Below are 17946 nucleotides of genomic sequence, written 5' to 3'. Positions count from 1 at the left end.
GATCGACCCAACAACGGCCGCCGGACACGCGGAAAGGAATGGAAGTGACTGCCCCGATCGAGACGCTGGAGTTCCAGTCGGAAGCGCGTCAGCTGCTCCAGCTGATGATCCATTCGATCTATTCGAACAAGGACACCTTCCTGCGGGAGCTCGTGTCCAACGCCTCCGACGCCCTCGACAAGCTGCGGCTGGAGTCGTACCGCGACAAGGACCTCGAGGCGGACACGTCCGACCTGCACATCGCGATCGAGACCGACCCGGAGGCGCGCACCCTCACGGTGCGCGACAACGGCATCGGCATGACGCGCGACGAGGTCGTCGCCCTGATCGGGACGATCGCCAAGTCCGGCACCGCCGACTTCCTGACCAAGCTCAAGGAGGCGAAGGACGCGGCGGCGTCGCAGGACCTGATCGGGCAGTTCGGCGTGGGGTTCTACGCGAGCTTCATGGTCGCGGACAAGGTCACCCTCGTGACGCGCCGCGCGGGCAGCGCCGAGGGCGTCCGCTGGGAGTCGACCGGCGAAGGCACGTACACGATCCAGCCGGTCGAGGACGCGCCGCAGGGCACCGCGGTCACGCTGCACCTCAAGCCCGAGGACACCGAGGACCACCTCTACGACTACACGTCCGCGGCGAAGATCCGCGAGATCGTGAAGAGGTACTCCGACTTCATCACCTGGCCCATCCGGATGAAGGGCGAGGGCGAGGAGCCCGAGACCGTGAACTCGATGAAGGCGCTGTGGGCGCGCTCGTCGAGCGAGGTCACCGAGGACGAGTACCACGAGTTCTACAAGCACGTCAGCCACGACTGGCAGGACCCCCTCGAGACGATCCGGCTGCAGGCCGAGGGGACGTTCGAGTACCAGGCGCTGCTGTTCCTGCCCTCGCACGCGCCGATGGACCTGTTCCTGCGGGAGCGCAAGCGCGGCGTGCAGCTCTACGTCAAGCGCGTCTTCATCATGGACGACTGCGAGTCGCTCGTCCCCGAGTACCTGCGGTTCGTCAAGGGCGTCGTCGACGCGCAGGACCTCTCGCTGAACGTCTCGCGGGAGATCCTCCAGCAGGACCGGCAGATCCAGCTGATCCGCCGTCGCCTGGTGAAGAAGGTGCTCTCGACGGTCAAGACGATGATGACCGCCGACGCCGAGAAGTACGCGACGTTCTGGCGCGAGTTCGGCCGCGCGGTCAAGGAGGGCCTGCTCGACGACTTCGAGAACCGCGAAGCCATCCTCGAGATCTCGTCGTTCGCCTCGACGCACGACGCGGAGAAGCCGACTTCGCTGCGCGACTACGTCTCGCGGATGAAGGAGGGCCAGGAGCACATCTACTTCATGACCGGCGAATCGCGCTCGGCGATCGAGAACTCGCCGCACATGGAGGCGTTCCGCGCCAAGGGCTACGAGGTGCTGGTGCTGACCGACCCGATCGACGAAATGTGGGTCGACGCGGTGCCGGGCTTCGATGGCAAGCAGTTCCAGTCCATCGCCAAGGGCCAGGTCGACCTCGAGTCGGAGGAGGACAAGAAGGCCACCGAGGTCGCCCGCGAACAGCAGAACAAGGACTTCGAGAGCCTGCTGACCTGGATGGGCACGGCGCTGGGCGACACGGTCAAGGAGGTCCGGCTGTCGTCGCGGCTGACGACGTCGCCGGCCTGCATCGTCGGCGACACGCACGACCTGACCCCGACGCTGGAGAAGATGTACCGCGCGATGGGCCAGGAGCTGCCGCCGATCAAGCGCATCCTCGAGCTCAACCCGGAGCACGCGCTGGTGACCGGGCTGCGCGAGGCCCACGCGGCCCGGCCGGACGACGAAGGCCTGGCCGAAACGGCCGAGCTCCTCTACGGCATGGCCCTCCTGGCCGAGGGCGGCGAGCTGGCCGACCCGTCCCGCTTCATCAAGCTCCTGTCCGGCCGCCTGGAGAAAACCCTCTGACCCACGCTCGTGAGTGGTAAGGCGGGTTCTAACCCGCCTTACCACTCACGACGCGTCAGGGGGCGGCGTTCATCAGGTCCACGGCGCTCTGCTGGCGGGCCGCGTCGGACTGGTCGAACGGGCCCGCCCACAGCAGCCCGTAGGCGTCCGCGCTGGTGCGGTCGTTGGCGTACGCCGAGTTCGCCTGGCGCTGCAAATACCCCGTGTACGGGTGGTCCGAGAGGGCCGCGTTCAGCACCGCCAGATCCCGGGCGTACACGCCCTTGAACGTCGGGCCGTCCGCGCCGCCGCCGCCCGCCGACTCGCCCGGGTCGCGGAGGATGCCGCCCGGGTTCAGCGAGCCGTTCGTCGTCGACGCGTTCGCCATCGCACGGGCCTTCGTCAGCAGGCTCGCGTCGCCGGTGGCTCGGTTCAGCTCGGTCAGCGCCGCCAGTGGCACGCCCTGGTTGTACGACCACACCGCCTGGCCGTTGTTGGCGCACGTCGAGGTCAGGCCGTCGTTGACCAGGTTCGAGCCGTTGATCATCCCGCTGCCGGCGAACCAGGTCCAGCCCGCCCGGGCCCGCGCGAGGTACGCCGTATCGCCCGGGATGCGGTTGTGCAGCGCCGCGTTCAGCTGGATGTACAGCGAGTTCGGGATGGCGTTCTTGTAGGTGCGGCTCGTGCTCCACCAGACCCCGCCGCCGCAGACGCCGTCCCAATAGGCGTACATGTGGTCCGCGTCGGCGCGGGCGGTGTTCAGGTACTTGCCGTCACCGGTCAGGTCGTAGGCGGCGACCCACGCGAGGCCCCACCAGCCGGTGTCGTCGAGGTAGTCGTTGCGGAACTGGCCACCCTGGGCGGCGAGGTTCTTCGTGTACGTCGTGTCGATCGCGTAGCGGTAGCTGTTCATGCCGCTGACCCGGATGTTGCCGATGATCGCGGTGAGCGCGTTGGCCGAGTTCCACCACCCGGTCGTGTCGAACAGGCCGGTGCCGAGGTTGTACCGCTCCATCAGCGCGGTGGCCGCGGCGGTGCGGCGGTCCCAGGCGTTCCACGTCGGACGCGCCCAGCCGGTGCAGGCGATCGTGCCCGACCCCGCGGGCTGACCGCACGCGCGCAGCAGGCCGACGCCCTTGTTCGCCCAGTCGTCGGTGTTGTACATCAGTGTCCGCCAGCCCGTCGCCCCGGACGGCGTGGCGGTGTCGCCGAGCTTGCTGCCCGACGCCCACGTGCGCCCGGCGTCGAACGAGCGGTCCAGCCAGACGTGATCACCGGCGGTGCCGCCGGTGATCGCCGCCCAGCCCATGGCGTCGCCGTCGTCGAGGTGCAGGGAGATCCGGCGGCCGCCGACGCCGGCCGACGGGCCTTCGCGATCGCCCGGCGACGACGCGGGATCTCGCGCGTCGCAGTACTTGTTGCAGATGGCCGCGAGCGGTGCGGCCGACGGCGTCGGCGTCGGAGCGGCCGCCAGGACAGCGGACAACAGGGGAATGAGGAGGTTCATCGGCCACCTTCCGCGCTGAAGGGCGATCATCCCCATTTTCCGGTGCCGATATTATTGGTCCAGTCCTTTTCCGGGACAGGTTGCGGACAGAAAATCACGCCCGCCGCGAGCTCAGCAGGAGCAGGCACAGCACCGCGATCCCGGTGACGAGCCCGGCGACCAGCAGCATCGGGTCCAAGGTGGGCGGGGTGACCGCGGTGGCCTGCTGGACCGCGGGCGGCGGCTCGGCGGCCGGAGCGGCGGAAGCCGCGGGAGCGGCAGAAGCGGCGGCGGCCGCGGACGTGGGGGCCGGGCCACTCGTGGCCGGCGTGGTCGTCACCGGCACCGCTGCGGCCGCCGTCCGCGACGGCGTGGTCCGCGGGGCCGGGCTCGCGGGCTGCGGCGGTGTCGTCGTGGGCGCGGGCAGCACCGTCACCGAAGCCCGCATGTCCGGGTGCACCGAGCAGTAGTACTGGTAGGTGCCCGGCTGCCGGAAGGTGTAGCTCCAGCTCTGCCCGGCCGACAGCTGCGGGCTGCGGAACGCGACCGGCGCGCTCGTCGTGACGACGTCGTGCGGGGCCTCGTCGTGCTGCATCCACGTGACCGTGTCGCCGACGCGCACGGTGAGCGCGGCGGGGGAGAAGGCGTAGCCCTGCATCATCACCTGCTGCGTCGCCGCGGCGGCCGGGCCCGCGAACGGCAGGTTCAGGAACACCAGGAGACCGGCGACGGCCAGGGCGGCGCGCCTCATCGGCGGAACTCGATCGCGATCTCGACGCGCAGCCGGCGCCGGGCCAGCAGCCGGACCAGCCGTCCGGCGTGCGCGGGCTTCCGGCGGGCCGGGAGGACGACGCCCGCGGCCCAGACGACGACGCTCTCGGAGTCCTGGTGCCGGACGTCGCCGCGCAGCCGCACGGCCCGCCCGGCCACGCTGCCTTCGACGACGAACGGGTCTTCGCCGACCTCACCGGCGGTGAAGGTGAGCTCGTCGCCGCGGAACGCCCGGCCTAGGAACGGGATCGGCGTCCGCAGCGAGCCGGGGTCGAGGGTGACGGTGAGCGCGGAGCCGGGTGTCCAGTGCCCGCCGGTCGCGGTCAGGCGGCCGCGGATCAGCGGTGGGCGCGGGGAAACCTCGATGACGCACCGGTCGCGGCGCAGGGCGTAGCCGGCCGCGGTGGGCAGGAGGGCGGTGTCGGACATGGGGATGGCCTCCGGAGAAGGGGGCGGGTGGCCCGGACGGCCGGGCCACCCGCCGGGATCAGCAGCTCGCCTGGTTCAGCAGCGGCGTGAGCACGCTCTCGAGCCACACGGTGTGCGTCTTGATGTACTGGTCGAGGTTCAGCAGGTCGGTCACCTGCTGTCCGAGCGACTCCTCGAGGTGGGCGCTCTTGATGTGCGCGATGATCGGCGCGAGCGTGTCGGTGACGACCTGGCTCGCCGAGCCGTCGAACGCCGGGGCGAGCACGGTTTCCAGCCACACCGTGTGGGTCTTGATGTACTGGTCCAGGTTGAGGATGTCCTGCACCTGCTGGCCCGGTGAGGTCTCCAGGTGCGCGCTCTTGACGTGGTCGAGGATCGGCTGCAGGACCGCCTTCGGCACGCAGGAGCCGCCGCCGGCCGGGGTGGACGGGGCCGGCATCGAGTGGCTCGGTGCCGAGGTCGGGGCGGACGTCGGGGTCGAGGACGGCGGGGCACTGGTGGGGGCCGAGCCGGTCACGGTGACCGTCGCCTTCATGTCGGGGTGGATCGAGCAGTAGTACGAGTACTTGCCCGCCTTGGTGAAGGTGTGGCTGAAGGTCTGGCCGGTCTGCAGGGTCGGCGAGGTGAACTTTTCCGGCCCGTCGGTGACGACGATGTTGTGCGGTGCGGTGTCGTGGTTGGTCCACGTCACGGTGTCGCCGGCGGTGATCGTCAGGTCGGCCGGCGAGAACTTGTAGCCCATGGCCTCGACCGACTTGCCGGACGGCGCCACGGCCGGGGCGGCGGCCCCGCCGGCCTGCTCCTGGACGAGTCCCTGGTACAGCGGGACGGCCAGCGGCCCCTGCTGGGACAGTGCGGCCAGGTCGACGTTCGCGGCCTGGCTCGGTGCGGCCTGCTCGGTCCGGCCGCCGCGCAGCGTCGCGAGGCTGAACAACGCCGTCGCGAGGGCGAGGATCGCCACGGCGAGCGGCCAGGTCCGCCGTCGCCGCACCACCTCCGGCTGCTCGGGGGCGGTGGGGGTGGGGTTGTCCATCGAGGACTCCTTTCGCAGGGCGATCAGCGGCCGGGACTGGCCGTGACGAGGAAGCTCGCCGCGAGCAGGACCACGAGCACGAGCGTGGTTTCGGCGGCGACGGAGTGGACGAAGGGACGGACGGTGGCGGCGTCCCCGCGCAGGACGACGGCGAAGTCGAGGCGGCGGCCCACCCAGCGGCGGCTGAACTGCGCGGCCAGCAGCACGGTGGCGAGCACGGCCAGCTTGACCAGCAGCGTTTTCCCGTAGGTCGTGCCGAACAGGCGGCCGACGCTGCCGACGGTCTGCCACGCGAGCACGACCCCCGCGGCGACCACCACGCCGACCGACGTCATCGCCAGCTTCGAGTAGCGGGGGATCACCGAGGCGAGTTCCCCGGGATCACGGCGGGCCAGGACGCCGAACAGCAGCACGGCCAGCCCGCCGATCCAGGCCGAAGCGCCCGCGAGGTGCGCGAAGTCCGCCAGCTGCGTCAGCCACGGCCGGGTGCTCTCCACCGCGTGGCCGGTGAGCCCGGTCGTGCGGAGCAGGCCGAGCAGAACCGCTCCGGCCCCGACGCGCCAGGCCACCGCCGTGGCCGCGTCCCGGCCGCGTTGCAGCACCCAGGCCAGCACCACTCCGCCGAGCAGCCACAGCAGGGCCCTGGCGAACCAGATCCGCCCGAACTGGCTGTCCACGGCCTGGCTGAGCAGGTCCCAGGCCAGGAAGTCGCCGGGCGGGCGCTGCGCGGCCCACGCCGCCTGCAGGCCGAGACCGGCGAGCGTGCCGAGCAGGCCGAGCACCCAGCCGGTGATCAGCACCGAACGCGCCCCGCGGTGGCCGGCGCCCGCGGGCCAGAGCACGGCGAGGAACAGCAGACCGCCGGCGAAGAGGGTGAGACCGGCGTAGTCGACGGTGCGGGCGAGCACGTACCACGCCTTGACGGGATCCACGTTCACCGTCCACTCGGGACGGCGGGCACCATGGCGGGTTCGAGACCGCCGTCGGCCGTGCGGCAGTAGCCGAGGATGAGCGCACCGGCCCCGTCGGGCCCGGTCACGCCGAGTCCGGTGGTGACGGCGCCGAGCAGCGGCAGGCCGCCGACGGTGTCGAGGAGCTGTTGCGCCACACCGGGTTGGCACGCGGGCACGTCGGTTCCGGGCGGTGGGGGCGGCACCGTCGTCGTCGGCGGCTCGGGGGAGGCCGGGGGAGGTGCGGCGCCGGGATCGGGAGAGCCCGGGTCCGGGACCGGTGTCGCGCCGACGTCGCCGGGCATCGAGGGCATCGTGACCGACGGCGGGGCGTCCACCGGCAGCGCGGGCAGCGGGGACTGTGGACCGCCGGTGGGGAGCGGGCCGGCCGGAAGTGGTGGTGTGCCGGGCGTTTCCGGGGTGACGGCGTGCCCGCCGTCCGCCACCGCGGGCGGGGCGGCGGCGGTGGTGGTGCCCGGGCGCAGCCCGATGCCGGACGCGTAGCCGACGACGACCACGACCGCGCCGGCGAGACTCGCGGCGATGACGTGGTCACGGCGCAGGGCGGGTCCTCGCACGGTTTCGTCCTCCAAAGAAGGAAATTCGCTCCCGGTCCGACCGGCAATTCCGGGATAGTGGGAGAGAACGGGATGTGCGAGCAATAAACCAGCCGGCGCGTTACGCGGGGTGATGTTCACGTGAAGGCCCGGTAACGTTGGCCGGCCTTTTCGCGGCGCGACGCGGTGAGAACCTGGACCGAAAGCCGCATCTGCTGCGCTGTTCGGGTGATCGGCCACACGATCCATCGGAGCAGTGGTCCGATTTGCCCGATTGTGCGGGTGGGTCGGTGAGAATTGCTTAACACAGCCGTTTCACGGTCTTCCGCTGCGGCCCCGTATCCGCTCGTTACGTTCGGCCCATTGCTCGAATTCCCGAGAAGGCGAGAAAACATGACTTCCCGCTGGTCTTTCCCGGTCCGCGTCGCCGCCGCGCTGGCGGCCGCCGGGGGCGCGGTCCTGCTGGGCGCGCCCGCGGCGGCCGCGCACAGTGTGCTGGTGTCCAGCTCCCCGGCCGCGGACGCCTCGCTCGCCACGGCCCCGGCCGAGGTTGTGCTCGAGTTCAACGAACTGGTGGAGAACCGGTTCACCGAACTGGCGGTGCTCGGACCCGACGGCACTTCGCACTGGGAGGCCGGGCCGGCGTCCGTTGTGGACGCCCGGGTGTCCGCGCCGCTGCGTCCCCTCGGCCCGGCCGGCGCCTACACCGTCCGGTACCGCGTCACCTCCGCCGACGGCCACCCGGTCTCGGGCACCGTCCCGTTCCGGCTCACCGTGGCGGGGCCGGGAGCGGCGGTGCCGGCCGTCGCGGCGGTGGCGCGCCCGGACGGCGACGGCCCGGTGCCGCTGTGGCCGTGGATCACCGGGGGTGCCGTCCTGCTCGGCACCGGGTTCGCGGTGGCCCGGCGGCTGAGCCGGGCCGACGCTTGAGGGCGGGGCCTGGCGGGTATCCCGGCCCCATGACCAATCTCGACGACACCACGACCGCGAAGCTCGACGAATTCGTGCTCGCCCGGCTCGCTGAGGACGAAGAGCGTTTCCGGGCGGGGGAGCTGCCGCTGATCGACGAGGCCGAGCGGCGCGGGCGGCTGCGGATCATGTACGCCGACGACGCCGACGGGCTGATCCTCGCCGGCGGGCCGGTCGAGGCGATGGAGGACCGGCACCCGGTGCCGTTCGCCGAAAAGGCCGAGTTCCTGCGCCGCGAGGTCCGCGACACGCACGACGACGTGTCCGTCAAGCTCATCGCGTCCGTGTACGAAGCCCACCCCGACTGGCGCGACGAGTGGCGCCCGTGACCTGATGCCCGTGCGGCCGCGGATCTTCGCCGACCGGGAGGACGGCGGCCGCCGGCTCGCGGGCGAGCTGCGGGACCGGGACTGGACCGACCCGGTCGTGCTCGGGCTCGCCCGCGGCGGGGTGCCGGTGGCCGCCGTCGTCGCGCGGCGGCTCGGCGCCGAACTGGACGTCGCGGTCGCCCGCAAGATCGGCGCGCCGGGCCACCGCGAGTTCGGCGTCGGCGCGGTCACCCCGCACGGCCCGGCGATCTACGACGCGGCCGCCCTGCGCACGCTGGACCTGACCCCCGCGCGGATGGCCCGGACCGAAACCCGCGAACGAGCCGAGGCGCGCCGCCGGCTGGAGCGCTACCGCGCCGGCCGGACGCCCGCCGTCCTCACCCACCGTGACGTCCTTCTCGTCGACGACGGCCTCGCGACCGGGGGCACCGCGACGGCGGCCGTGCGTGACCTCCGCGCGGCCCGTCCGCGGACGCTCGTCTTCGCTGCGCCCGTCGCCGCTCCTGGCGCTGTCACCCGGATGCGGCACGAAGCCGATGACGTCGTCTGCGTCGCCGAACCGCCGGATTTTCGCGCGGTCGGCCAGTGGTACGCCGACTTCCGCCAGCTGGAGGACGACGACGTCCTCGCCCTGCTCGGCCCGGGTTGACCGGCTGGGTGACGGGGTATCACCCGATGGGGGCACCGACCGAAGAGGCGGGAGCGGGATGAGCGAACGGGACGGGCTCGGCGCGGCGGCGCGCGGGCTGCGGCAGTACCTGCTGGCCGTCGCGGCCAAGCTGAACGCGCCCGCCTGGTTCTGCGAGGTGGACGTCCCGGCCGGGGCGTATGTCGCGCTCGAGCGGCGGCTCGCGCGGTTCCCCGAGCACGAGGTGGCCCTCCTCTGGGACGAACGCGACGGCTGGTCCGCGGCGGTCGAGTCGTCGACCGGGGACGAAGTCATCGTGCTGGCGTACCTGGGTGAGGACGTCCTGCCGGCACCGGAAGCGGTCGTGGAATTCGTGACCGGCTTGTACGGCGAGAAGTACCCCGGCCGGCCGGATCCCCCGGACTTCCGCAGACCCGGCACCGGGGACGGCTTCGACGAACGATTGGCCGCCTACGCCGGGGATCCGGTGGGCCGGGCCTGAGTCACCGCGGCGGCAGCACGCAGAACTCGTTGCCCTCCGGGTCGGCGAGCACGATCCACGGGTCGTCGGCCGGGTCGTCGAGGACCTTGGCCCCGAGCATCACCAGGCGCTCGACCTCCGCCCGCTGATCGCCGGCCACCGGTGCGAGATCCAGGTGCAGCCGGTTCTTGACGGTCTTTTCCTCCGGCACCTGCTGGAACAGCACCGCCGGGCCGTCGTCGAAGTCCACCTGGCGGTAGGCGAGCCCGTGTGAGTCGGTCCACGTGCGGGTCTTCCCGCCGCCGAGCGCCGCCGCCCAGAACTCGGCCAGCAGGTCCGGCTGACGGCAGTCGACCGCCACGGCGAGGATGCGGGCCGCCGTCACGAGCCCGCCACGATCCGGTTGATGGCCTCGGCGACCAGGTCCGGTTCGGACACCGTCACCGTCAACCCCGGGTGGCGGACCAGCCCCCACGGGTCGACCCCCCGGACGGGCTCCCGGAACCGGAGGCAGACGCCCCCTGCCGTCGTCGTCCCGAACGTCAGGCCGCGGTCGGCGAGCGAAAGCCGGACGCCGAGGACGCGAAGAGCGTTGTACGGCCCGGTGGCCTCCGCTCCGGCGAGGTTGCTCAACGGGGTCTCGACCAGCCACGGTCCGAACCGGACGCGCAGGCCGGCCGCGTCCAGTTCCAGGCCGGCCCCCGGACCCGCGATCCGGCGCAGCCACCCGGGTCCGGCGAAGTCCGCGTGGAGCCGGTAGTGCACGACGACGGCGGGTTCGCCCACCGCCGCCGCTTCACTCGTGGTCATGCTCCGCCGCCCAGCGGCGGGACGTCCGATTCGTCGTCGGCGGGGAGTTCGGGGTCCCGCCACTCCTCGGCGCGGGAGGGGCCGTTGCCCTGCAGGGTCCCGCGCAGCTCGGCCTTCTGCGCGTCGTCTTCACGCGGCGAGTGCTGGTCGCTTTCGCGATGCATGGGAGCCTCCTTAACGCGGTGTCCCTTTTCCGGCTACCCGGCGGGTGGCCACCGAAACGCCAAGATCACCGCGAGCGCGCGGCCGTCCGGTTGACCGCCCGTGCGGCGACGATGCCGAGCACGAGCCCGGCGGCCGCGGTCAGCCCGTGCAGCCAGTTGTCCGCCCAATTGAGGTTGATCGGGTCCTCGGGGTTGACGAGCGAAGTTGCGAGGATGCCGTACGCGGTCATCCCGGTGAAGCCGACGAACAGCACCCAGCAGTAGATGATCGACCCGGTGCGCCGGAGCGCGGCGAGCAGCCCGAGCACCCCGACCGCCGTGTGGACGAGGTTGAGCAGCGGGGTCACGCTGAAGATCCAGACGGCCCGGCTGGTTTCGTGGCCGACCGCGGCGGTCTCCGGGGTCAGGAACCCGGCGATGCCCAGCGCGAGGTAGAGCAGCCCGAGGACGGCGACGACCGGGCGGAGCCAGGACGCTCCGGCGCGGGAGCGGGGTTCTGCGGAAGACATGGGATTCTCCTTCTCTCCGCGGCCGGATACCCCGCCATGCGTGCGGAAAACGGGCAAGTGGAACGGGCCGGGCGGCGGGCTGGGGTGCCGCCGCCCGGCCCGTGGCCGGGACCCGCGCCGGTCCCTGCAGCCAGGACGCGGGCCCCTGGTCTCAGGGAGAACGCCAGTCGTGATCGCGGTACGCGGTCCCGTGCTGGGCACCCATCAGCAGCAGCCCGCCGTCGACGACCAGCGACGTCCCGGTGATGTAGCCGGCGGCCGGGGTCGCCAGGAATGCGACCGCGGCCGCCACCTCGGCCGCGTGCCCGGGGCGGCCGAGCGGGATGCCGGGCCGGTCCTGTTCGCGCGGGTCGGCGTCGGTCTGTCCCGTCATCGGCGTCGAGATTTCGCCAGGGGCTACGGAGTTCACGGTGATGCCGTGCTCGGCCAGCTCGAGGGCGAGCACCTGGGTCAGCGCGCCCGCGCCGGCCTTCGCGGCGCAGTAGGGCGCGGCGCCGACGCGGGGCACGTGCTCGTGGACGCTGGTGATCGTGATGATCCGCCCGCCGTGCCCGGCGTCGATCATGTGCCGGGCCGCGCGCTGCGAAAGCAGGAAGACCCCGTCGAGGTCGACGTCCAGGACCTGGCGCCACTTCTCGTAGTCGAGGTCCATCGCCCGCTGGCTGCTGCCGGTTCCGGAACAGTTGACGAGGACGTCGATGCCGCCGAGGTCTTCGGCGAACGCGTCGACGACATCGGCGGCGCCGGGCAGCTCGGTCAGGTCGACCTGCCGGACGTGCGCGGCCACGCCGTGCGAGCGGGCCTCGGCGGCGGTTTCTTCCGCGCCGTCGGCGTCCGAGTGGTAGGTGATGCCGACGTCGAGGCCACCGCCGGCGAGGGCGGCGACGACCGCGCGGCCGATGCCGGAGTCGGCACCGGTGACGACGGCACGCCGCGGCGAAGCGGCGTCGGCGGGCAGGGGTGCCGGGAGCGACACGGGCATCTCCTTTCCTTTGGGGTCGGCTACCACCGCCGCGGGGGACTAAACGCGGTGCGCCCGGCTGTGGACGTGCGGCCGGATCCTGCAACCGGCGTCACCCGGCGGGGGAGCAGCCGGTGCCGTTTCGAGCGTGTGTCGGCCGGAGAGTGGGGTAACCGCGCCGTTCCCGAACGGAAGGAGAGCTCCCGTGAGCAAGCCGAACCCGATCGAACTGCAGAAGTACCTGTCCGGCGTCGACTACCCGGCGAAGCGCGACGACCTGGTGCAGGCGGCCGAGAAGAACGGTGCCGACTCGGACACTTTGGACCTGGTGCGCGGCCTGCCGGACCGGACATACGAGGGGCCCAGCGGCGTGAGCAAGGAGATCGGCGGCTGACCCCGACGTCATGAATGACTCATTCCTGGCGTGCGACGCCAGGAATGAGTCATTCAAGACGTGGCCGCCGCCGGGACCGGCGAGGTGACACCTGGCTGGGCGAGCGCCGTCACCGCGCGGCAGACGTCCGCGGGATCGATCGTGTCGAGACAGGGGTGGCCCGGCACCGGGCACACCCGCGCGCGACTGGCGCGGCAGGGCGCCTGCTGGTCCCCGAGCACGACTGTGGGGACGCCGTAGGGCGCCCACCGCTCCTGCGGCACCACCGGGGCGAACAGCGACACCACCGGGGTGCCCGCCGCCGCGGCGAGGTGCGCGGGGCCGGTGTTGGGCGCCACCACGACCCGGGCACCGGACAGCACCGCCGCCAGTTCGGCCAGGGACGTCCGGCCGCCGAGGTCGACCGCCGACGTTCCGGCCACTTCGCGGGTCAGGGTGCGCTCGGACGGCGCACCCGTGACGAACACCCGGTGCCCGTCCGCGGCGAGGGCCCGCACCGTCTCGCGGCTCCAGGCCGCCGACGGCTGGCGGGCGGGCACCGAGGCCGCGGGGTGCACCACGACGTACGCCCCGCCGCCGGTCAGCCGGGCGGTGTTCGGCAGGGGACGCCGCAGCGCGAGGGCGCCGTGGTCGTCCGGCGGCAGCGAGAACCCGGCCGCTTCGGCGAGCGACAGCATCCGGACCGGCTCCGGCGGATCGCCGTCGACGCGGTGGCGCAGGTCGAGCAGGCTGCCCGGGTAGTCCTCGGAGATCGCGCCGATCCACGGCACGCCGGCTTGGCGCAGCAGCAGCGCGAGCGGCAGCGGCGACTGGTGGAACGACGTCAGGATGAGCGCGCGGTCGAACGACTTCTCGCGGATCAGCGCAACGAACGCGCCGGTGTCCTCGGCGGTCACCGGCGGGGGCTCGGGGTCGATCCAGGGTGCGGTCCAGGTGAGCACGTCGGCCACGCCCGGCAGCAGGTCGCCGGCGGCGCGGCCGTGCGGACCCGCCAGCAGGGTCACCTGCGCCCCGGACGCGGCGACCGCGCGCACGCACGGCCCGGCGAGCAGGACGTCCCCGAGGTTGTCCTGGCGGGCGACGAGCACCCGGGTCATCCGGCGACCCCGGCGAGCCGCAGCGCCTCGGACAGGTCCCGCGCGACGGCGGCGTCCCGGCGGGCCCGGGCGATCTCCGGCTCGAGCGTGCGGTCGGTCGGCACGAGCACCGCGCGGGCGCCGGCGGCGAGAGCCGCGTCGACGTCGGCGCCGGTGTCGCCGATGACCACGCAGGACGCCGGGTCGACGCCGAGCTCGCCGGCGGCCCGCAGCACCATGCCGGGGGCCGGTTTGCGGCACGCGCAGCCGTCGCCGTCGTCGTGGACGCAGACCTGCCAGGTGCCGAACGGGCCGAACAGCTCCTGGACGCGGGCGTTCACCGCGTCGAGCTGCTCGGGGGAGATCAGTCCTTTCGCGACACCGGACTGGTTGCTCACCACCCCGACCGGGATCCCGCGCTCCCGCAGCCCGCGGACGAGCTCGACCGCGCCGGGCACCGGGCGGACGCCGTCCGGGTCGTTCAGGTACGGGACGTCGACGATGAGCGTGTCGTCCCGGTCGAACAGCACCGCGACCGGGGGCCGGGGCCGCCGGGCCGCGATCTCTCCGCGCAGCCGGTGGTAGCACGCGGCGGGCGGGATCAGGACGCTGGTGACGGCCATCCGCGCCACCTCACCGGGGGTCCGCGGACCGGGCAGGATCCGGCGGGTGGCGAACTCGGCCGTCAGCCCGGCCCAGACACCGGCCGCGAGCAGGGCCTTCCCGCGTTGCCTGAACAGCGGCAGCGTGAGCGCGGCCAGACCGGCCACTGTGGACAGTGCGTGGAGGCCGAGGCGTCCGTGCCCGGCGCCGGTCCGCTGCCGCCAGAGCACGCCGTGCTTGGCCCGCATCAACGCGTTGTCGGCGTTGCCGCGCTGGGCTTTGAGGCTGTAGAAGAACCCCGCGCGCCGGGCCGGGTGCGTGGTGAGCCGTTCGCCCTGGTCGATCCGGTGCCCGGCTTCGGCGACGCGCAGCGCGAGGTCGGAGTCCTCGCGGAAGGCGCGGGGGAACCGCTCGTCGAAACCGCCCACCTCGACGAGCGCGCGGCGGCGGTAGGCCATGTCCGCGGTGATCCACCGCGCGTGCTCGAGCCCGGCGGTGGAGCGTTCGTCGTCGGTGGGCCGCCGGTCCGCGGGGAGCGGGACGGTGATCCGGCCCTGGGACGCGGCCACGTCCGGCGGCAGCGAGCCGAGGTCGGCCGCGAGCTGCCGCGCCCAGTCGGGGGCGAGCACGACGTCGTCGTCGACGAACGCGATCCACTCGCTCTTCGCCGTGCGCCAGCCGAGGTTCCGCGCCGCCGCCGGTCCGCGCCCGCCGGAGCGGAGCACGCGGACGCCGTCGGGGACCTCCAGTTCGGCCCCCTCCGGGCGGTCGTCGACGACGAGGACCTCCGCCGGCCGCGGATCGGGCCCGCCGAGCAGGGTTTCCAGCAGTGGCCGAAGCGTGTCCCGGCCGGTCGTGGGGATCACCACGGTGTAGTCGAGCGTCACCGGCCACGGATACCCCGGCCGGGGGTGATCAAACGGCGTGTCGAAGTCCACGCGCCCGGGTAACCGGCGGGCGACGACAAGGAGGTGCGGATGACCGCGGGGACGATCGAAATCCGGAACCCGGCCGACGGCAGCGTGGTCGGCACGGTGCCGTCCGCAGGCGAAGACGCGATCGACGCGGCACTCGCGCTGGCTCGCCGGAGCGCGGCGCAGTGGGCCCGGACCCCGGCCGCCGAGCGCGGCGCGCTGCTGCACACCGCGGCGGAACGGCTGCGGGCGCGCGCGGACGAGCTGGCGAAGGCCAACGAAGCCGAGACGGGCAAGCCCCGGGACGAAGCCCGCGAAGGCGTACTCGCCGGGGCGGGGACCTTGGACCAGTACGCCGAGCTGGGCCCGGTGCACCGCGGCCGCAGCCTGCTCGGCGACGTCGGCGCGACGGACCTGATGGTGCCCGAGCCGTACGGCGTCGTCGTGGCGCTCACGCCGTGGAACGACCCGGTGGCGGTGGCCTGCGGGCTCCTGGGCGCGGCGCTGGCCACCGGGAACGTGGTGGTGCACAAGCCGAGCGAGCGCGCGCCGCACACCGGGCAGCTGCTCGGCGAGGTGCTCGGCGACGTCTTCCCGGACGGCGTGCTGCAGACGCTGCACGGCGACGGCGGGGTCGGGGCGCTGCTGGCGATGCGCGCGGACGTCGACGTCATCGCCCACGTGGGCAGCACGGCGACCGGCCGGTCGATCGCGGCGAGCGCGGCCGCGACGGGCGCGAAGACGTTGCTGGAGAACGGCGGCAACGACCCGCTGGTGATCGATGAGGACGTCGACCCGGTGTGGGCGGCCGGTCAGGCGGCGCTGGGGTCGTTCGCCAACTCGGGGCAGATCTGCGTGGCGGTCGAACGGATCTACGTGTGCTCGGCGGTCGCCGAGCCGTTCCTGGCGGCGCTGGTGAAGGAGGCCGAGACGCGCACGCTGGCCCCGCTGGTGGACCGGCGCCACCGCGACCACGTGCACTCCCACGTGGCGGACGCCGTGGAGCGGGGCGCCCGGCTGCTGACCGGCGGCGCGGTCCCGGACGGGCCGGGCGCGCACTACCCGGCCACGGTCCTCACGGACTGCGGGGCCGATCTGCGCGTGATGACCGAGGAGACGTTCGGTCCGGTGGCGCCGGTCCGGGTGGTCTCGAGCTTCGACGAAGGCCTGGCCGAAGCGGCCAAGGGCGACTACGGCCTGGCCGCGACGGTGCTGACGGGATCGATGGCGAACGCGCAGCGAGCGTGGCGTGAGCTGCCCGCGGGAACGGTCAAGGTCAACAACGTGTTCGGCGGCGCCCCGGGCGGAGCGGCGCACCCGCGCGGCCGGAGTGGCAGTGGGTACGGGTACGGGCCGGAGCTGCTCGACGAGATGACCCAGACGAAGCTCGTGCACATCGCCCCACCGGCATGACGGAACAGCGGGAAAGCGGAGGCTCGCCGGCCGAAGCGGACCGCCGTGCCGGGGCACTTTCCCGTGAAAGTGCCCCGGCGGGCGGGTCCGGGCGGCCGAGCGAGGGCTCCGAGCAGGGGGGTGATGGGCGGGGCGGCGGCTCCTCGCGGGATACGCGCTCAGCGAGCCGGTTCGCCCGCCCGTTCCGGCGCACCGACGAAGCTGTCCCCGACGAGGGACGGCGCGACCGCACGCCGATCGGCTGGTTCGCCCGCGCGCTTCGCGTCCCCGGCCGCGAGCGCCGCATCCTCGTCCAAAGCGCCAAAGCCACCCTCGCCGCGACCGCCGCCTGGTTGCTCGCCACCCTCGTTCTCCGGCTGCCGCAACCCTTTCTCGCGCCCTATGCGGCCGTGTTCCTCGTCGAGGCCACCGTGTACCGGTCGCTGCGCGGCTGGCTGCAGCAGGTCGGCTCGGTCGCCGGCGGGGTCGTCCTCGCCGCCGTCGCGGGGCAGCTGATCCCGTGGCAGGCCGTTGCGCTCGCCACCGTCGTCTTCGTCGGCCTGCTCGCCGGGAGCTGGCGGCGGTTCGGCGACGCCGGTGTCTGGGTCGGCGTCACCGGCATGCTCGTCATCTCCTACGGCACCGCGCGCGAGCCCGTCCTGCTCGGCGACCGCCTCCTCGAGACGGCGCTCGGCGCGGCCATCGGCGTCGCGGTCAACACCCTGATCTTCCCGCCCCTCTACGGCGAACGGCTCGCCGCGGCCGCCGGGTGGCTCGGGAAAGCCCTGGCGGACCTGCTGGAGTCGCTGTCCGACGTGATCCGCCGGGAAGAACCGCCGAACGACCTCGACGGCCTGCTGTCGCAGGAACGGGACACGCGCAGCCAGGTCCTGGCGGCCGAAGAAGCCGTCGGCCTGACGCGGGAAGGGCGGATGCTGAACCTCCGCCGCGGGCGCCCCGGCGCCGGAGCGCACCACGAACGTCCCCTGCGGACGCTCATCGGGCTGTGGCCCGCGACGTCGCAGCTCGTCGCCGCCGTGCGGACGACGTCCGGACGGCGGGAGCACCCGTTCGAGTACCCCTGGCCGGACGCGCGCGAGTCGCTGGCCGACCTGATGCACCACCTGGCCGGGGCCGTGCAGGCGGTCGCGGTGGCCGGGGAGCCGGTCGAACTGGACGAATGCCGCGCGCTGCTCGGAGAGCTCGAGAAGCGGCTGGTGACGGCGGAGGAAGACGGCGTCCCGGCGCGGCTCGGCCTCGGCACCTTGACGCTGCCCGCCCGCCTGCTGCTGGAGCAGCTGGAAAAACGGTGAAGGCCGCCTCCGGAGAGACGGCCTTCACCCGGGCAAAAGCTACTGGATCGCGACGGCTTCGGCTTCCGAGCGGTGCCGGCGGCAGGCCGTGCACACCATCGTCTGGCCCAGCAGCGTGCCGTCCCCGGACACCAGGCGCGCGACGTGCAACGTGGGCAGGCCGCACTCCTCGCAGGGGATCGGCTTGCTGTCACGGCTGATCATGACTCGGTTCGACATGGGTGGAGCCCCCTGACGCGGATGGAAGGTCCCGCTGGGTTACCC

Annotated in this window: 22 protein-coding genes; 8 read left to right on the top strand and 14 right to left on the bottom strand. The window is 73.1% G+C overall.

The genetic code is table 11. The features are described from left to right. Window positions 1-44 precede the first annotated feature (44 nt). Window positions 45-1934, top strand: coding sequence for a molecular chaperone HtpG (gene htpG, locus ACFPLC_RS39020; protein WP_378202653.1), 1890 nt, complete (start codon window positions 45-47; stop codon window positions 1932-1934). 55 nt (window positions 1935-1989) lie between these two features. Here the strand turns inward: htpG and ACFPLC_RS39015 are convergent, their stop codons facing one another. The 6 genes from ACFPLC_RS39015 to ACFPLC_RS38990 form a co-directional block, all read right to left on the bottom strand. Continuing rightward, window positions 1990-3420: a glycoside hydrolase family 76 protein gene (locus tag ACFPLC_RS39015; protein WP_378236080.1), complete on the bottom strand. Its 1431-nt coding sequence runs from the start codon at window positions 3418-3420 to the stop codon at window positions 1990-1992. Between the two features lie 94 nt (window positions 3421-3514). Beyond that, a complete protein-coding gene (locus ACFPLC_RS39010; protein WP_378202656.1) occupies window positions 3515-4150 on the bottom strand; it encodes a cupredoxin domain-containing protein in 636 nt (211 codons plus the stop codon). Then, entirely contained in the window at window positions 4147-4599 is a 453-nt protein-coding gene (locus tag ACFPLC_RS39005; RefSeq protein ID WP_378202658.1) for a hypothetical protein, read from the bottom strand. Before ACFPLC_RS39005 ends, ACFPLC_RS39010 begins: the two co-directional genes overlap by 4 nt. Before the next feature lie 58 nt (window positions 4600-4657). Beyond that, window positions 4658-5632, bottom strand: coding sequence for a cupredoxin domain-containing protein (locus ACFPLC_RS39000; RefSeq protein WP_378202660.1), 975 nt, complete (start codon window positions 5630-5632; stop codon window positions 4658-4660). A 23-nt stretch (window positions 5633-5655) separates the two neighbouring features. Further along, window positions 5656-6564 carry a copper resistance D family protein gene (locus ACFPLC_RS38995; RefSeq protein ID WP_378202760.1) on the bottom strand — a complete coding sequence of 303 codons (909 nt, stop codon included), beginning with the start codon at window positions 6562-6564 and terminating at the stop codon, window positions 5656-5658. A 2-nt stretch (window positions 6565-6566) separates the two neighbouring features. Further along, window positions 6567-7160: a hypothetical protein gene (locus ACFPLC_RS38990; protein ID WP_378202663.1), complete on the bottom strand. Its 594-nt coding sequence runs from the start codon at window positions 7158-7160 to the stop codon at window positions 6567-6569. A gap of 372 nt (window positions 7161-7532) precedes the next feature. On the opposite strand from ACFPLC_RS38990, the gene ACFPLC_RS38985 reads away from it, so the two are divergent. The 4 genes from ACFPLC_RS38985 to ACFPLC_RS38970 are packed head-to-tail and all read left to right on the top strand — an operon-like array spanning window position 7533 to window position 9567. Further along, window positions 7533-8069 carry a copper resistance CopC family protein gene (locus ACFPLC_RS38985; RefSeq protein WP_378202666.1) on the top strand — a complete coding sequence of 179 codons (537 nt, stop codon included), beginning with the start codon at window positions 7533-7535 and terminating at the stop codon, window positions 8067-8069. Window positions 8070-8098: 29 nt separating this feature from the next. Then, window positions 8099-8437 carry a hypothetical protein gene (locus tag ACFPLC_RS38980; RefSeq protein ID WP_378202669.1) on the top strand — a complete coding sequence of 113 codons (339 nt, stop codon included), beginning with the start codon at window positions 8099-8101 and terminating at the stop codon, window positions 8435-8437. Between the two features lie 4 nt (window positions 8438-8441). Continuing rightward, the gene (locus tag ACFPLC_RS38975; protein ID WP_378202672.1) at window positions 8442-9086 is read left to right on the top strand and encodes a phosphoribosyltransferase; all 645 of its coding nucleotides are present in this window, start codon (window positions 8442-8444) and stop codon (window positions 9084-9086) included. A 58-nt stretch (window positions 9087-9144) separates the two neighbouring features. Next, entirely contained in the window at window positions 9145-9567 is a 423-nt protein-coding gene (locus ACFPLC_RS38970; RefSeq protein ID WP_378202674.1) for a DUF6292 family protein, read from the top strand. 1 nt (window position 9568) lies between these two features. Here ACFPLC_RS38970 and ACFPLC_RS38965 read toward each other — a convergent pair whose 3' ends face one another. The 5 genes from ACFPLC_RS38965 to ACFPLC_RS38945 form a co-directional block, all read right to left on the bottom strand. Then, complete coding sequence (locus tag ACFPLC_RS38965; RefSeq protein ID WP_378202677.1) at window positions 9569-9931, bottom strand: VOC family protein; 363 nt, start codon at window positions 9929-9931, stop codon at window positions 9569-9571. After that, window positions 9928-10356, bottom strand: coding sequence for a hypothetical protein (locus ACFPLC_RS38960; RefSeq protein ID WP_378202680.1), 429 nt, complete (start codon window positions 10354-10356; stop codon window positions 9928-9930). Before ACFPLC_RS38960 ends, ACFPLC_RS38965 begins: the two co-directional genes overlap by 4 nt. Further along, window positions 10353-10520 (bottom strand): hypothetical protein, encoded by a 168-nt coding sequence (locus tag ACFPLC_RS38955; protein WP_378202683.1) that lies wholly within the window; start codon window positions 10518-10520, stop codon window positions 10353-10355. The genes ACFPLC_RS38960 and ACFPLC_RS38955 overlap by 4 nt, the downstream gene beginning before the upstream one ends. Window positions 10521-10585: 65 nt before the next feature. Further along, the gene (locus ACFPLC_RS38950) at window positions 10586-11029 is read right to left on the bottom strand and encodes a DUF4383 domain-containing protein (protein ID WP_378202686.1); all 444 of its coding nucleotides are present in this window, start codon (window positions 11027-11029) and stop codon (window positions 10586-10588) included. Between the two features lie 151 nt (window positions 11030-11180). Further along, window positions 11181-12011, bottom strand: a complete 831-nt coding sequence (locus tag ACFPLC_RS38945; RefSeq protein ID WP_378202689.1) for an SDR family oxidoreductase — start codon at window positions 12009-12011, stop codon at window positions 11181-11183. Between the two features lie 184 nt (window positions 12012-12195). Between ACFPLC_RS38945 and ACFPLC_RS38940 the strand changes: the two genes are divergently transcribed. Next, on the top strand, window positions 12196-12384 hold the full coding sequence (locus ACFPLC_RS38940) for a DUF2795 domain-containing protein (protein ID WP_378202692.1): 189 nt from the start codon (window positions 12196-12198) through the stop codon (window positions 12382-12384). A gap of 53 nt (window positions 12385-12437) precedes the next feature. Here ACFPLC_RS38940 and ACFPLC_RS38935 read toward each other — a convergent pair whose 3' ends face one another. Both ACFPLC_RS38935 and ACFPLC_RS38930 read right to left on the bottom strand, forming a co-directional pair. Continuing rightward, window positions 12438-13481, bottom strand: coding sequence for a glycosyltransferase family 9 protein (locus ACFPLC_RS38935; RefSeq protein ID WP_378202694.1), 1044 nt, complete (start codon window positions 13479-13481; stop codon window positions 12438-12440). Next, complete coding sequence (locus ACFPLC_RS38930) at window positions 13478-14950, bottom strand: HAD-IIIA family hydrolase (RefSeq protein ID WP_378202696.1); 1473 nt, start codon at window positions 14948-14950, stop codon at window positions 13478-13480. The genes ACFPLC_RS38935 and ACFPLC_RS38930 overlap by 4 nt, the downstream gene beginning before the upstream one ends. Before the next feature lie 90 nt (window positions 14951-15040). Here ACFPLC_RS38930 and ACFPLC_RS38925 point away from each other — a divergent pair, with 90 nt between their 5' ends. Continuing rightward, a complete protein-coding gene (locus ACFPLC_RS38925) occupies window positions 15041-16390 on the top strand; it encodes an aldehyde dehydrogenase family protein (protein ID WP_378202699.1) in 1350 nt (449 codons plus the stop codon). Next, on the top strand, window positions 16387-17682 hold the full coding sequence (locus ACFPLC_RS38920; protein WP_378236078.1) for an FUSC family protein: 1296 nt from the start codon (window positions 16387-16389) through the stop codon (window positions 17680-17682). Before ACFPLC_RS38925 ends, ACFPLC_RS38920 begins: the two co-directional genes overlap by 4 nt. Window positions 17683-17721: 39 nt before the next feature. Here the strand turns inward: ACFPLC_RS38920 and ACFPLC_RS38915 are convergent, their stop codons facing one another. Beyond that, window positions 17722-17901, bottom strand: coding sequence for a hypothetical protein (locus ACFPLC_RS38915; protein WP_191315347.1), 180 nt, complete (start codon window positions 17899-17901; stop codon window positions 17722-17724). Between the last annotated feature and the right edge of the window lie 45 nt (window positions 17902-17946).

This window comes from Amycolatopsis plumensis, from assembly GCF_042652605.1.
Lineage (GTDB): Bacteria > Actinomycetota > Actinomycetes > Mycobacteriales > Pseudonocardiaceae > Amycolatopsis > Amycolatopsis plumensis.
This window is presented reverse-complemented; position numbering and strand designations above follow the sequence as displayed.

Coding starts and splice junctions, on each gene's coding strand:
- ACFPLC_RS38945 (WP_378202689.1), bottom strand. CDS start 12,011: ATGCCCGTGTCGCTCCCGGCACCCCTGCCCGCCGACGCCGCTTCGCCG.
- ACFPLC_RS39000 (WP_378202660.1), bottom strand. CDS start 5,632: ATGGACAACCCCACCCCCACCGCCCCCGAGCAGCCGGAGGTGGTGCGG.
- ACFPLC_RS38925 (WP_378202699.1), top strand. CDS start 15,041: ATGACCGCGGGGACGATCGAAATCCGGAACCCGGCCGACGGCAGCGTG.
- ACFPLC_RS38985 (WP_378202666.1), top strand. CDS start 7,533: ATGACTTCCCGCTGGTCTTTCCCGGTCCGCGTCGCCGCCGCGCTGGCG.
- ACFPLC_RS39015 (WP_378236080.1), bottom strand. CDS start 3,420: ATGAACCTCCTCATTCCCCTGTTGTCCGCTGTCCTGGCGGCCGCTCCG.
- ACFPLC_RS38920 (WP_378236078.1), top strand. CDS start 16,387: ATGACGGAACAGCGGGAAAGCGGAGGCTCGCCGGCCGAAGCGGACCGC.
- ACFPLC_RS38980 (WP_378202669.1), top strand. CDS start 8,099: ATGACCAATCTCGACGACACCACGACCGCGAAGCTCGACGAATTCGTG.
- ACFPLC_RS38915 (WP_191315347.1), bottom strand. CDS start 17,901: ATGTCGAACCGAGTCATGATCAGCCGTGACAGCAAGCCGATCCCCTGC.
- ACFPLC_RS38970 (WP_378202674.1), top strand. CDS start 9,145: ATGAGCGAACGGGACGGGCTCGGCGCGGCGGCGCGCGGGCTGCGGCAG.
- ACFPLC_RS38935 (WP_378202694.1), bottom strand. CDS start 13,481: ATGACCCGGGTGCTCGTCGCCCGCCAGGACAACCTCGGGGACGTCCTG.
- ACFPLC_RS38960 (WP_378202680.1), bottom strand. CDS start 10,356: ATGACCACGAGTGAAGCGGCGGCGGTGGGCGAACCCGCCGTCGTCGTG.
- ACFPLC_RS38955 (WP_378202683.1), bottom strand. CDS start 10,520: ATGCATCGCGAAAGCGACCAGCACTCGCCGCGTGAAGACGACGCGCAG.
- ACFPLC_RS38975 (WP_378202672.1), top strand. CDS start 8,442: ATGCCCGTGCGGCCGCGGATCTTCGCCGACCGGGAGGACGGCGGCCGC.
- ACFPLC_RS39005 (WP_378202658.1), bottom strand. CDS start 4,599: ATGTCCGACACCGCCCTCCTGCCCACCGCGGCCGGCTACGCCCTGCGC.
- ACFPLC_RS38950 (WP_378202686.1), bottom strand. CDS start 11,029: ATGTCTTCCGCAGAACCCCGCTCCCGCGCCGGAGCGTCCTGGCTCCGC.
- ACFPLC_RS39010 (WP_378202656.1), bottom strand. CDS start 4,150: ATGAGGCGCGCCGCCCTGGCCGTCGCCGGTCTCCTGGTGTTCCTGAAC.